The 12,877-nt window shown below is 42.2% G+C and carries 10 protein-coding genes; all 10 read left to right on the forward strand.

Annotated elements, in window-relative coordinates; all coding sequences use genetic code 11:
• Positions 1–44: 44 nt before the first annotated feature.
• The 10 genes from G6554_RS13365 (at position 45) to G6554_RS13410 (ending at position 12,827) form a co-directional block, all read left to right on the forward strand.
• Complete coding sequence (locus G6554_RS13365) at positions 45–539, forward strand: branched-chain amino acid aminotransferase (protein WP_166242612.1); 495 nt, start codon at positions 45–47, stop codon at positions 537–539.
• Positions 540–961: 422 nt separating this feature from the next.
• Entirely contained in the window at positions 962–2,317 is a 1,356-nt protein-coding gene (locus G6554_RS13370) for an NAD(P)-dependent oxidoreductase (protein WP_166242677.1), read from the forward strand.
• A 36-nt stretch (positions 2,318–2,353) separates the two neighbouring features.
• Positions 2,354–3,640 (forward strand): NAD-dependent dihydropyrimidine dehydrogenase subunit PreA, encoded by a 1,287-nt coding sequence (preA, locus tag G6554_RS13375; protein WP_166242614.1) that lies wholly within the window; start codon positions 2,354–2,356, stop codon positions 3,638–3,640.
• 27 nt (positions 3,641–3,667) lie between these two features.
• Positions 3,668–5,086 (forward strand): dihydropyrimidinase, encoded by a 1,419-nt coding sequence (gene hydA / locus G6554_RS13380; protein ID WP_166242679.1) that lies wholly within the window; start codon positions 3,668–3,670, stop codon positions 5,084–5,086.
• A gap of 157 nt (positions 5,087–5,243) precedes the next feature.
• Positions 5,244–6,713, forward strand: a complete 1,470-nt coding sequence (locus tag G6554_RS13385; protein ID WP_166242616.1) for an NCS1 family transporter — start codon at positions 5,244–5,246, stop codon at positions 6,711–6,713.
• Between the two features lie 25 nt (positions 6,714–6,738).
• On the forward strand, positions 6,739–6,957 hold the full coding sequence (locus G6554_RS13390) for a hypothetical protein (RefSeq protein ID WP_166242618.1): 219 nt from the start codon (positions 6,739–6,741) through the stop codon (positions 6,955–6,957).
• Positions 6,958–7,031: 74 nt separating this feature from the next.
• Entirely contained in the window at positions 7,032–8,648 is a 1,617-nt protein-coding gene (locus G6554_RS13395) for a PucR family transcriptional regulator (RefSeq protein ID WP_166242620.1), read from the forward strand.
• A gap of 174 nt (positions 8,649–8,822) precedes the next feature.
• Positions 8,823–10,289: a CoA-acylating methylmalonate-semialdehyde dehydrogenase gene (locus G6554_RS13400; RefSeq protein WP_166242622.1), complete on the forward strand. Its 1,467-nt coding sequence runs from the start codon at positions 8,823–8,825 to the stop codon at positions 10,287–10,289.
• 74 nt (positions 10,290–10,363) lie between these two features.
• Positions 10,364–11,719, forward strand: a complete 1,356-nt coding sequence (locus tag G6554_RS13405) for an aspartate aminotransferase family protein (RefSeq protein ID WP_166242624.1) — start codon at positions 10,364–10,366, stop codon at positions 11,717–11,719.
• 166 nt (positions 11,720–11,885) lie between these two features.
• Positions 11,886–12,827 carry a sugar-binding transcriptional regulator gene (locus tag G6554_RS13410; protein WP_166242626.1) on the forward strand — a complete coding sequence of 314 codons (942 nt, stop codon included), beginning with the start codon at positions 11,886–11,888 and terminating at the stop codon, positions 12,825–12,827.
• The last annotated feature ends 50 nt before the right edge of the window (positions 12,828–12,877 follow it).

A 12,877-nucleotide genomic window follows, 5' to 3' on the forward strand; every position in this document is an offset into this window, starting at 1 on the left:
AAAAACTCATTATAATGAAGGAAGGAACATTAGGAGGATTTAAGATGTTAAAAGACCAACAATATGCAGAAAAAGATGACTCAACTCGATTTGCTGACGCTTATATTGAACGTTGTGACAAAGAAACAGAAAATATGATCAAGAATGAATCATCAGCATTTTTGACAGAATCACTTAACTACCTGAAGAAGCATAAAAATGAATTTATCTATTTAGAATCAAAATGGTTTGACTTGGTGAATGTGGACTCCCTTTCAATGGAGGCGGATGATGTATTTGGTACATACGATGTGATGTTAGGGTTAAAGCTGCAGAAGAAATTCGAAATGGGTATAAAAGAACAGCTAAATGCCAATCTCCATGGTGATGAAGCGAAATTCGATTTAATCTTCAGTCATGAGGATGGTCTATGGAATTTGAATTTTGCTTTAAATTATGTTGAAGGATTTAATGAAGACATGACAATGAATGAGGCTTTTCAGTTAATTTACCATTTCCTGTTTAAACTGGTCGATGCAGTTAAAGGGATAAATAGTTGAAAAGAGTAAAAACCTACCAGCGGATGTGGCTGAGTAGGTTTTTATTTTTCCCAAGGAAAAGGAATCATGTAAAAAAATTATTTAATCGAGTTTTTTTTACAAGTTTTTCATTTTGGTTGTGATAAATTGAGGGAGAATTCAGAAAGGTGTACAAGAGAAAGGGAATAACTCCAAGAAAATGTTTTTTACATAGTGGATAATGAAAAGCGTGTATCATTTTACAGGTTGTTAGGTGTATTGCCCATATACTGTCTGTAAAATGGAAGTTAAGTGCACGAATTTTCTGCAAAAATGCAAATTAGGAAGCAGGTGGTAATGTAAAGATCAATCTATAAATCTATTTTGTTAAGCGCTTTCATTCTGTTTTAAGAATTATAAACCATTCATAATTGAAGGAGGGCTTCTCTTTGGCGAATGAAAAAATGCAGCGTGTTTCCATAACCGAACTTGAAAAGAATTTTTTAGAAGTGGAGCGGGGGCTAACGAACCAAGAAGCTGTTGAAGAATCGAACCGATGCCTCTATTGCTATGATGCCCCTTGTATTAAGGCTTGTCCCACTGGAATCGATATTCCAACCTTTATTAAAAAAATTGCCTCAGGAAATCTATTAGGCTCTGCTAAAACGATTATGTCCTCCAATCCTGTTGGCGCCAGCTGTGCGCGGGTTTGTCCAACAGAGGAGCTCTGTGAAGGAGCTTGTGTCCTCAACCATTCTACTAAACCGATTATGATTGGCAATTTGCAGCGTTACGCCACTGATTGGGCGATAAAAAATGAACAAACCCTTTTTCAACCAGGAGAATCAAATGGAAAAACTGTTGCCGTGATTGGCGGTGGCCCTGCGGGATTATCTGCCGCAAGGGAACTGGCAAGATTGGGCTACGATGTGACCGTTTTTGAGGCTTCTGAGAAAGCTGGGGGCTTAAATACGTATGGGATTGTATCTTTTAGGCTTCCTCAGTCAATATCCTTCTGGGAAGTCGAACAGGTTGAAAAAATGAATGTAAATATTAGAACGAATACCGTCGTTGGAAGAGATATCTCTGTTGAAGAAATAATGGGCGATTTCGATAATGTTGTCTTAGCGGTCGGTATGGCGCATGTTCCGAACCTCGGCATTGAAGGTGAAAACTTAGAAGGAGTCTATGATGCGATTGAATTCGTGAAGGCAACAAAGAGTGGTCAGCTATCAAAGGACTTCGTCGGCAAACGGGTAGTTGTCATTGGTGCCGGAAATACCGCTATTGACGGGGCGACCTGTTCCGTGCGCTTAGGAGCAGATAACGTCAAGATTTTATATCGGAGAACGGAAGAAGAAATGACCGCCTATGATTTTGAATATGAATTCGCGAAACAGAATGGGGTTGAATTCCGCTGGTTAACGGCCCCGAAAAGGATTGTCGGTGATGAAACCGGACAAGTAACGGGCATAGAGTGTATCAAAATGCAACTCGGTGAGCCTGAAAAGGATGGCAGACGGAGACCTGTTGCAGTTGAAGGTTCTGAATATGTGCTTCCTGTTGATGCGGTAGTTAAAGCAATTGGCCAAACAAGGCACCTTGCGCTAATTGAGGCGCTTGGTATTCAGCATGAAGGCGGTGTCGTTAAAGTCGAACAAGGAACGCTTCAAACCTCCAATCCCAAAATATTTGCTTGTGGTGATGTGGTTTTTGGAAAGGGAAAAGGAGACGCAATGGTTGTAACTGCTGCCCAGCAAGGTAAAGATGTGGCCTATGCGATTCATAAGCACTATTCGGCAGTCGGGGCAGCAAATTAGCTCTATTAATCTGTGAATGACAAAGGGGGAAAAAAGATGGCTGATTTACGTATTAATCTTGCGGGAATTAAATCTCCTAATCCATTCTGGCTGGCATCTGCACCACCTACAAATTCGGGCTATCAAGTTCAACGGGCCTTTGAAGCTGGCTGGGGCGGAGCAGTTTGGAAGACATTGGGCGATCCAATCTTGAACGTATCTTCCCGATTTGCTGCGGTTAGTTTTAACGGACAAAGGGTTGCTGGTTTTAATAATATTGAGCTCATTACCGACCGTCCGTTGGAAGTAAATTTAAAGGAAATCTATGGAACAAAAAAGCGATTTCCGAACCATGCAATTATTGCCTCGTTAATGGTCGAGCCTAAGCAGGAAAAGTGGCATGAAATTGTCAAACGAGTGGAGGATGTCGGGGTTGACGGACTTGAGTTGAACTTTGGCTGTCCCCACGGAATGGCAGAGAGGGGTATGGGGGCTGCTTCTGGGCAGGTGCCAGCCCTCGTTGAGCGTCAAACATACTGGGTAAAAGAAGTCGCCACGACACCTGTGATTGTTAAACTAACGCCGAATATAACAGATATTACTGCAACTGCCGAAGCAGCTTGTAATGGCGGGGCGGATGCAATTAGTATGATTAATACCATTAATAGCTTAATGGGAGTGGATCTTGATTCGTGGAATACCATTCCGCATGTGGCCGGAAAAGGGGCACATGGTGGTTATTGTGGCCCAGCGGTTAAACCGATTGCCCTAAATATGGTAGCAGAGTGTGCAAGACAGCCGCATATTAATGTGCCGATTTCTGGTATTGGCGGTATTTCTAATTGGCAGGATGCCGTCGAATTTATGTTGATGGGCGCGACGGGTGTTCAGATCTGTACTGCCGCCATGCACCATGGTTTCCGGATTGTCGAGGATATGATTGAGGGGCTAAGTAATTATCTGGATCAAAAAGGAATTGCCTCTGTTTCAGAAATTATCGGAAAATCTGTTCCGAGGTACTCGGATTGGGGTAACTTGGATTTGAATTACAATATCGTCGCCAAAATCAATCCCGATGTATGTATCAACTGCAATAAATGTCATATTGCCTGTGAGGACACATCCCATCAATGTATTGATATGCTGACAGATGCTAATGGAAAAAGCTATCTAAAGGTGCGGGAAGAAGATTGCGTCGGCTGTAATTTATGTTCGATTGTTTGCCCGGTTGACGGGGCGATTGACATGGTAGAAGCAGCCAGGGAGCTTGCGCCAATGACATGGAATGAGCGGCAAGCCGTTTTAAGTGGCTCAGTAGAATGCAAAGCAGATGTTACCAAATAAATGTAGTAGATTAGGAGGAACACAATGATGAAAAAGATTATTAAAAACGGTACAATCGTCACCGCTTCTGACACGTATCAGGCAGAAATATTAATTGAAGACGGAAAAATAACGCAAATTGGTGCGAATCTATCAGCTCTTGGAGCAGAGGTCATTGATGCGAAAGGCTGTCTTGTTTTTCCAGGTGGAATTGACCCTCATACCCACTTAGACATGCCATTTGGCGGAACGGTAACAAAGGATGATTTTGAATCGGGGACTATTGCCGCTGCCTTTGGCGGCACAACTACGGTCATTGACTTTTGTTTAACCAATAAGGGGGAGCCGCTTAAAAATGCGATTCAAATCTGGCATGACAAATCGAAGGAGAAGGCGGTCATTGATTACGGCTTCCACTTAATGATTTCGGAAATCAATGAGGATGTTCTGAATGAACTTCCACAGGTAATTAATGAAGAAGGCATTACCTCATTCAAAGTATTTATGGCCTATAAAAATGTCTTCCAAGCAGATGATGAAACGTTATTCCGCACTCTCATTTCTGCCAAAGAACATGGCGCATTAGTCATGGTTCACGCGGAAAACGGGGATGTCATTGATTATTTAACGAAAAAGGCCCTTGAAGAAGGGAAAACTGAACCAATTTACCATGCGCTAACTAGACCGCCTGAATTAGAGGGCGAAGCGACAGGCCGTGCGGCAAAGCTTACCGGGCTGGCAAATTCCCAGTTATATGTTGTCCACGTTTCCTGTGCCGATGCGGTGGAAAAAATCACCGAGGCACGCAGTAAAGGCTTTGATGTATGGGGTGAAACATGTCCGCAATATTTAGTCCTTGACCAAAGTTATTTAGAAAAAGAAAATTTTGAAGGTGCCAAATACGTCTGGTCACCACCATTACGTGAAAAGTGGAATCAGGAAGTTCTTTGGAACGCGTTAAAGAGCGGGCAGCTACAGACCCTCGGCTCCGATCAATGTTCATTTGATTTTAAAGGGCAAAAGGATTTGGGCCGGGATGATTTTACAAAAATTCCGAATGGTGGTCCGATTATTGAGGATCGATTCTCGATATTGTTCTCTGAAGGGGTGAAAAAAGGACGGATTAGTCTTAATCAATTTGTTGACCTAACTTCTACACGTGCCGCTAAGTTGTTTGGCTTATTTCCAAATAAAGGAACAATTGTCATTGGGGCTGATGCTGATCTCGTCATTTTCGACCCAAATATGGAACGAGTGATTTCTGCAGAGACCCATCATATGGCCGTTGATTACAACGCCTTTGAAGGGATGAAAGTGACAGGAGAACCTGTATCTGTTTTCGTGCGCGGGGAATATGTTGTTCGCGATAAACAGTTTGTAGGGAAACCAGGTTCCGGTCACTATTTGAAACGGGCAAAATATAGCAGCAACACGCCATTAGTACAAGGCGAAACACTTTCCATTTAACAAATTTTCTTAGCTTTGATCTAGCATCATTTGAACTACTCCTGCAATTGTTCTGACCAATTTAGGCAATTGCCGCTTTTTAAATTGAAATGTTGATGTCGGTTTTGAATTTTGGAATGTAAAATTCTCGTTAATTTAACCGAAATGGAGTGTTCATATGAAAAATAGCCATTTAAAATCACCTGATCTATTGCCAATTCATCAAAAGGATCGAAAAATTACTAAATTAGGTTTTTCCTTTATGTGGGTAGGAATGTGCGTGGTTCTAGCTGCATTTGCCATCGGGGGTTCAGGGGTTATGTCATTATCCCTGCCCTGGGTTATTCTGGCTACAATCATTGGAAGCCTTGCAATTGGGTTTTTCATCTCCTTAATTGCTGACATTGGGATTGAGCATGGATTGTCCTTTCCGGTTTACATGAGAGCTCCCTTTGGAACAATTGGTACCCATATTCCCTCGATTACCCGCGGTGTGACCGCATCGATGTGGTTCGGTATTAATACTTATTTCGGGGCAACAGCAATGAACGGCATCTTAAATATTTTATTTGGCTTTGATAATTGGTTTGTCTGCTTTCTCATTTTTGCGGTGGTTCAGTTGATTAACACCGCTTTAGGGATTAAATCAATTGAACGTTTTGCTGATCTGGCTGCACCTGTTATTATCTTAATCTCGTTATGGATGTATACGTCATTATCAGATCAAGCTGCAGAGGCCGGAAGAGACATCTGGAGCTGGGCGGAATCCCCTGTTACCGGCGGTGCTGCCTTTACTGCATTTTTAGTAGTCATTTTCAGTAATATGGGCTTTTGGGCAACATTGAGTGCTGATATTCCAACGATCTCCCGGTTTATTAAGGCACCGGCAAATGAAAAGAACTGGTTTAAACGGAATAAGGGCTCATTGATTGGGAACATGATTGCGATGCCATTAACCCAAACCTTTATGATCATTATTGGTGCTGTGGCCTATATTGCCGTATTAAATTACGATCCTGTTGTTGCCCTTCAAGAGTCCGCTGGTGGTTTAATCCTAGCCATTCTATTGCTCATGATTGTTTTGGCCCAATGGTCAACCAATACGGCGGCCAATGTTGTCCCTGCTGCAACCATTTTCTCTAACGTAGGAGGTCCTAAGTTCCCGTTTTGGGCCGGTGTTATTACAGCCGGTATTGTTGGAACGATCGTTCAGCCATGGACATTGTTTGATGTTATTATTCCCATTTTGCTTTTTGTTGGTGGGATTTTATCAGCAATCGTCGGTATTCTGTTTGCCGATTATTATTTGCTTCGTAAGCGGCGCGTGAATGTTCCCGAATTATACGAGGATCATGGACAGTATAAATACCTTGGCGGCGTGAATGTGGCCGGGTTTATTGCCTGGATCATCGGGGGAGTTGCTTCCTATTTTGTTCCGGAATATGGATTTTTAGTAGGTTTCGTCGTTGGTGCAGGAATCTATTATGTCCTAGCAAAATACTGGTGGTTCAATAAGTATCTTCAAGCAGAGATTGAGGACCCAAGTGATGAAAAATATTTAGGCATTTCGGTTGGCCGTGATTGGGTTATTGAAGATCATGCATATGAGCCTATTGCCGGAGAAATCCCAACAAATGTGGATTTATAATTAATTAGAATAGGTGTGTGATAGAATGTCAGATTACCAACAATATCTCGATGAACGAGACAAAATTGATTTTCTCCTTCAAAAAGGCTGCCGTATTAGCGGGGTAAGAGAACATTTGAATGGGGCTTCCGTTGATTTTTTACATCCAAATGGAAATGTAACCGAAACACTTCTGATTGGAACAGCTAATGGCCGGAAGTATTTTTCGCATCTATTAATTAACCAGAAACAGGCAAACAGTTAAGTGATATCTTGGTTAAAGGATTGGTTCATGGGCCAATCCTTTTCTAACCTAAAATTCAGGGGAGAACCAAACATATGAAGGAACATTTTCAATTAACGGTGGCAGATATTGTTAAACGGAAACACTTTGAACAAGCAATGGTAATTGCGGGAAATGGGGGCATTCAGCGTAACGTCAAATGGGTTCATGTGGTCGAGGTTACGAGTATACGAAATCTATTAAATGGAAATGAGCTTATATTATCAACCGGGGTTGCCTGGAAGGATAATATGAAGTTATTTGTTTCAATGGTAAAGGAATTTATCGAAAACAACGCAGCTGGATTATGTCTTGAATTGGGAACATACCTAGCTGATGTTCCCGATGAGGTAACTGAAATCGCCAACGCGCATCAATTCCCGATCATTATTTTTCAAAAAGAAGTGCCGTTTGTTGAAATCACTCAAGACATCCATTCGGTCATCATTAATCAGCAATATCAGAAGATTTCTGATTTGGAAAATTATTCACAGAGCTTAAATAAGCGGCTGTTAACGATTGAAACGTATGAAGATATCCTCCAGTTTATCTTTTCGGCATTGGACGTCCAAATCATTTTCCGACAGAAAAATCAGGAGTATGAATTTGTCCCGGAAATTAGCTTTCCTGAACAAGACTCCATTATCCTCCAACTTGAAGAGGCAAAGACCCAGGCCTATGATCATATTGCTTCAGCGCCCATCTTTTTGTTCGGACAGGAGTATGCCGAATTGTTCATCTATTCAAAGGAAATTCCAATAAGCGAATTTGAATTATTGATTTTAGACCGGACAGCGACTGCCCTAGCTCAGCATTTATTAAGAGATTTGTATGTCGAGGAAAAAAAGCGTGTGGAAGAATTTGAATGGCTTCATGGCTGGCTGGATGGTGAACATTCAGTTGAGGACATTCATGAATACTTGACAGAGAATGGATTGAAGGCAAAAACGAATGAAGCTGTTGTTTTGATCACCAAACAAATCCCAATGAGCGATAAAGGTAGTCAAGATGGGACCTACATGAAATTATTATTTCGATCTGTTTTCGAACAGAATGGTTTTGCTGTTTTTTTCGTTGAAAAAAGTAGGGAGATGACCTTTATTCTTCTGAATAATCGTGCCAAAAAGAATGTAAAAGAACGGATAAAAAAAGCCATTGAATCCATTCAAGGCTCAGAATTTATCCGGAAACAAACTGCAGGGAAATTTATGATTGCAGCTGGGAAATTGATTCATTCCATAAGTGACGTACATAAGAGCTATCAGACTGCGAAAGAGACCATGAGAATCCAACAAAAAATGACGAACAAACAAATTTATTATTTTTATGAGGATTTGCATTTATATCGACTTATTTCACAAATGAGTAAACATACTGATCTGCAGGAGCTCGCATCAGAATATCTCCATCCTGTCATTCAATATGATAAAAAATACAATGGAAAACTCCTAGAGACCTTAAAGGCTTATTTGGAATGTAATGGTTCAAAACAGGAAACGTCCAATAAGCTATTTATTGTTAGGCAGACTCTGTACCATCGCCTGCAAAAGCTTGAAAATCTATTGGGTGAAGACTTTATGGGGCATGAGAAACGGGTAGCCATTGAATTTATGTTACTTGTTCATGATTATTTAGCGGCTGCCAAGCCGAATAATGTCTTCGAGGCCAAGTAAGATTTTGATTCTAGTAAAATGACTATATGTAAAATGAATGTTCAGAATGTCGCAGAATTGCTACTAGTTATTTAACATTTCGTCTAATGAAAGCGTTTTAGAGATAAGAGATAATGAGGTTATAAGGATTTTTATTAGTGCTAATCCAAACTTAAAAAACTAGGGGGTTTTTGCATGAGTGTGACCAAAAAGGAAACGGCTGTGTTGAAAAATTTTATTAATGGGGAATGGGTTAATTCAGGTAGTGGGCAAACACTGGATGTCCCCAATCCGGCCACTAATGAAGTGATTTCAAAGGTTCCAGTTTCATCCAAAGAAGATGTCGATCTAGCTGTATCAGCGGCAAAGGAAGCATTTAAAAAGTGGAAAAACGTCCCGGTTCCCAAACGTGCAAGGATTCTCTTTAAATATCATTACCTGTTAACCGAAAACCATGAAGAATTGGCCAAGCTCATTGTTCAGGAAAATGGCAAAGCCTACAAGGAAGCATATGGGGAAGTGCAGCGTGGAATTGAGTGTGTCGAATTTGCCTCCGGTGCACCAACCTTAATGATGGGTGAAACGTTATCGGGAATTGCCGAAAATATCGACTCTGAAATGTTTCGCTATCCATTGGGCGTTGTCGGTGGGATTACTCCATTCAATTTTCCGATGATGGTGCCGTTATGGATGTTCCCGCTCGCTGTTGCCTGTGGAAACACGTTTGTATTAAAGCCTTCTGAACGGACGCCAATATTGGCTAACAGATTAGCTGAATTATTCTTAGAAGCAGGTGCACCAAAAGGGGTATTAAATGTCGTCCACGGTGCCCACGATGTCGTAAATGGATTATTGGAGCACAATGACATCGCGGCAATTTCGTTTGTAGGTTCTCAGCCAGTTGCTAAATATGTTTATGAGCGGGCTGCAGCGGGAGGAAAACGGGTTCAAGCCCTTTCAGGTGCAAAAAACCATCATATTGTCATGCCTGACGCCGATTTGGATAAAGCGGTTCAGCATGTTCTTAGTTCCACGTTTGGAAGTGCGGGGCAGCGCTGTATGGCTTGCAGTGCCGTAGTAGTTGTCGGTGATAATGAACCATTTGTTGCAGCGCTTAAGAAAGCATCAGATAACCTTATTATCGGGAATGGAATGGATGATGAGGTGTTATTGACACCCGTTATTCGCAAAGAACACCGTGATAGAGCACTTGGCTACATTGAAAAGGGGATTGCAGAAGGGGCTGATCTAATCCGGGATGGACGCCGGGAGATGGCTGAACTTACAGAAGGGAATTTCTTAGGCCCAACAATTTTTGATCATGTTACTGCTGATATGACCATTGCCAAGGAGGAGATCTTTGCTCCGGTATTAAGTCTGCTTCGTGCCAAGGACTTAGATGAAGGGCTGGACTATATCCGTAAATCAAGGTTTGGCAACGGAGCGACCATTTATACGAACGATGCGAAAGCCGCCCGCCAATTCCGTGAAGAAGCAGATGCAGGCATGCTTGGGATTAACGTCGGCGTACCGGCAACCATGGCCTTCTTCCCGTTCTCAGGCTGGAAAGACTCCTTCTACGGAGACCTCCACGTCAACGGCAAAGACGGACTAAACTTCTACACCAGAAAAAAAATGATCACCTCAAGATTTGACGCCTAAGCATTAGCTGCATAAACATTGGAGAAAAGTGATTAATGGTGTCAGGCACCAATTATAATATTGGAGGGATGAATATGGTGCAAACTAGTGGGCAGCAGGAGACGTTGTGGGCGCAGGATGATCAGTATGTTTGGCATTCGATGAAGCCTTATAATCCGAAGGCGACGATTGTTGCCACGAAGGCGGAGGGGTCGTGGGTAACAGATGCTGATGGGAAGCGCTATTTGGATGCAATGGCAGGTCTGTGGTGTGTGAATGTTGGCTACGGAAGGACTGAGCTGGCAGAGGCGGCCTATGAGCAATTAAAAGAGATGGCCTATTTCCCTCTATCGCAAAGCCACGTTCCTGCGATTAAACTAGCAGAAAAATTGAACGAAATGCTCGGTGATGACTATGTCATCTTCTTCTCCAACAGCGGCTCTGAGGCAAATGAAACTGCCTTTAAAATCGTAAGGCAATACCACCAGCAGAAGGGTGAGCCTAACCGCTATAAAATCGTCTCACGTTACCGGGCATATCATGGCAATTCCATGGGTGCTCTGGCCGCAACAGGTCAGGCGCAAAGGAAGTACAAGTATGAGCCTCTCGCACCTGGGTTTATCCATGTCTCACCGCCAGATTCTTACCGTGACGACACGAATGTTGCCGATCCGACTGAATTGTCTTCCGTAAAAGAAATTGACCGAACCATGACGTGGGAGCTAAGCGAAACGATTGCTGCGATGATTATGGAGCCCATCATTACCGGAGGCGGCGTCCTCGTACCACCTGATGGTTATATGAAGGCAGCAAAAGAGGTATGTGAAAAACACGGTGCCCTCCTAATCGTTGATGAGGTCATCTGCGGGTTCGGACGCACGGGTAAGCCTTTTGGCTTTATGAACTACGGTGTAAAGCCGGATATCATCACAATGGCTAAAGGCATCACCAGCGCGTATTTACCACTTTCAGCAACCGCAGTCCGTAAAGACATTTATGAAGCATTCAAAGGATCGGAGGAGTATGATTATTTCCGCCACGTCAATACGTTTGGCGGGAATCCGGCCGCCTGTGCATTAGCATTGAAGAACCTTGAAATAATGGAAAAGGAAAAATTATTTGACCGTTCCAGAGATCTTGGTGATCAACTGCTAAATGACTTAACGAACCTGCTTCAGGATCATCCGTATGTCGGTAATATCCGCGGGAAGGGTTTATTAATTGGGATAGAACTTGTAAAGGATAAAACGACGAAGGAACCATTGGATACAGGACTAGTCAATCAAGTCATTGCCAGCTGTAAGCAGGAAGGAATTATCATAGGAAAAAATGGGGCAACAGTAGCCGGTTATAACAATGTTTTAACCCTGGCACCTCCGTTAAATATCGAACAGACTGACTTGCAGTTAATCATTAAGACGTTGAAAGAATCACTATCTACATTACTATAATGATAAAAATGACACTCGCAAACTTGAATTTGCGGGTGTTTTTTTAGTTGAACAATCGACACTGAAAAAGATGCACTGTATACTGATACATAGGTTTAAAACTACAAGACTTCACAGTAATAGTTCATTTCAAATTCGATAACTTAAGAAAATAAGGTGAAAATATATGGCGGATGAAAAAATTTCGCGCTTGGTAGATGTGGCTAAAATGTACTACCAACTGGATTACAGCCAACAGGAAATTGCGCAAAGGTTAGGAATATCCCGCCCAACTGTCTCAAGACTTCTCGTCCAGGCTGTTCAAGAAGGGATCGTTCAAATAAAAATATGTGACCCTGCAGAAGATGTTCTCGAATTGGGAAGACAGATCAAGAAAAAATTTCAATTAAAGCACTGTATTGTTGCCCCGATACCGGAATATGATGACGAGCTGATTAAAGAGAAACTTGGAGAAGTCTCCGCAGAATACTTACACAATATTGTGCAAAGCGGAGATACCATTGCGATTACATGGGGGACAACTCTTTTTCAACTCGTAAAAAAACTGCAGCCCAAGAATGTTAAAGATGTTACCGTTGTCCAGTTGAATGGTGGGGTTAGTTATTCAGAATCAAACACCTATGCATCAGACATCGTCTATGGGCTGGCCAGTGCCTTTAATACGACCCCGCATTTCTTGCCAGTTCCGGCAGTAGTGGATCACATTCTAGTGAAACAAGCGATTGTTGCCGATAGGCATGTAAAAAAAATCCTGGAACTAGGTAAACGCGCAAATATTGCGATTTACACAGTTGGGGAGCCTGGTGACCAATCAACCCTCATGCAAGCAGGGTATTTTTTAGACAATGATATCGAAATATTAAAATCTAATCATACGGTCGGTGATATATGCTCAAGATTCATCAACATCGATGGAAGTATCAGTCATCCAGCTTTAAATGAGCGCACCATCGGGATTGAACTTTCGGATTTAGAGGAAAAAGAATATGGCATCCTCATTGCGGGCGGGAACACCAAAATTGATGGTATTTACGGGGCACTATGGGGCCGACATACCAATGTTCTGATTACCGACCAATATACTGCCAAGGCTTTACTTGATATGTAGATGCGTGAAGCAGTTGAATAGAGATAGAACCTTACATCATTAAAGGAAGA

The organism is Bacillus sp. MM2020_4 (assembly GCF_011250555.1).
GTDB lineage: Bacteria > Bacillota > Bacilli > Bacillales > Cytobacillaceae > Neobacillus.

Coding starts and splice junctions, on each gene's coding strand:
- G6554_RS13365 (WP_166242612.1), top strand. CDS start 45: ATGTTAAAAGACCAACAATATGCAGAAAAAGATGACTCAACTCGATTT.
- G6554_RS13385 (WP_166242616.1), top strand. CDS start 5,244: ATGAAAAATAGCCATTTAAAATCACCTGATCTATTGCCAATTCATCAA.
- G6554_RS13395 (WP_166242620.1), top strand. CDS start 7,032: ATGAAGGAACATTTTCAATTAACGGTGGCAGATATTGTTAAACGGAAA.
- G6554_RS13410 (WP_166242626.1), top strand. CDS start 11,886: ATGGCGGATGAAAAAATTTCGCGCTTGGTAGATGTGGCTAAAATGTAC.
- G6554_RS13370 (WP_166242677.1), top strand. CDS start 962: ATGCAGCGTGTTTCCATAACCGAACTTGAAAAGAATTTTTTAGAAGTG.
- hydA (WP_166242679.1), top strand. CDS start 3,668: ATGAAAAAGATTATTAAAAACGGTACAATCGTCACCGCTTCTGACACG.
- preA (WP_166242614.1), top strand. CDS start 2,354: ATGGCTGATTTACGTATTAATCTTGCGGGAATTAAATCTCCTAATCCA.
- G6554_RS13405 (WP_166242624.1), top strand. CDS start 10,364: ATGGTGCAAACTAGTGGGCAGCAGGAGACGTTGTGGGCGCAGGATGAT.
- G6554_RS13400 (WP_166242622.1), top strand. CDS start 8,823: ATGAGTGTGACCAAAAAGGAAACGGCTGTGTTGAAAAATTTTATTAAT.
- G6554_RS13390 (WP_166242618.1), top strand. CDS start 6,739: ATGTCAGATTACCAACAATATCTCGATGAACGAGACAAAATTGATTTT.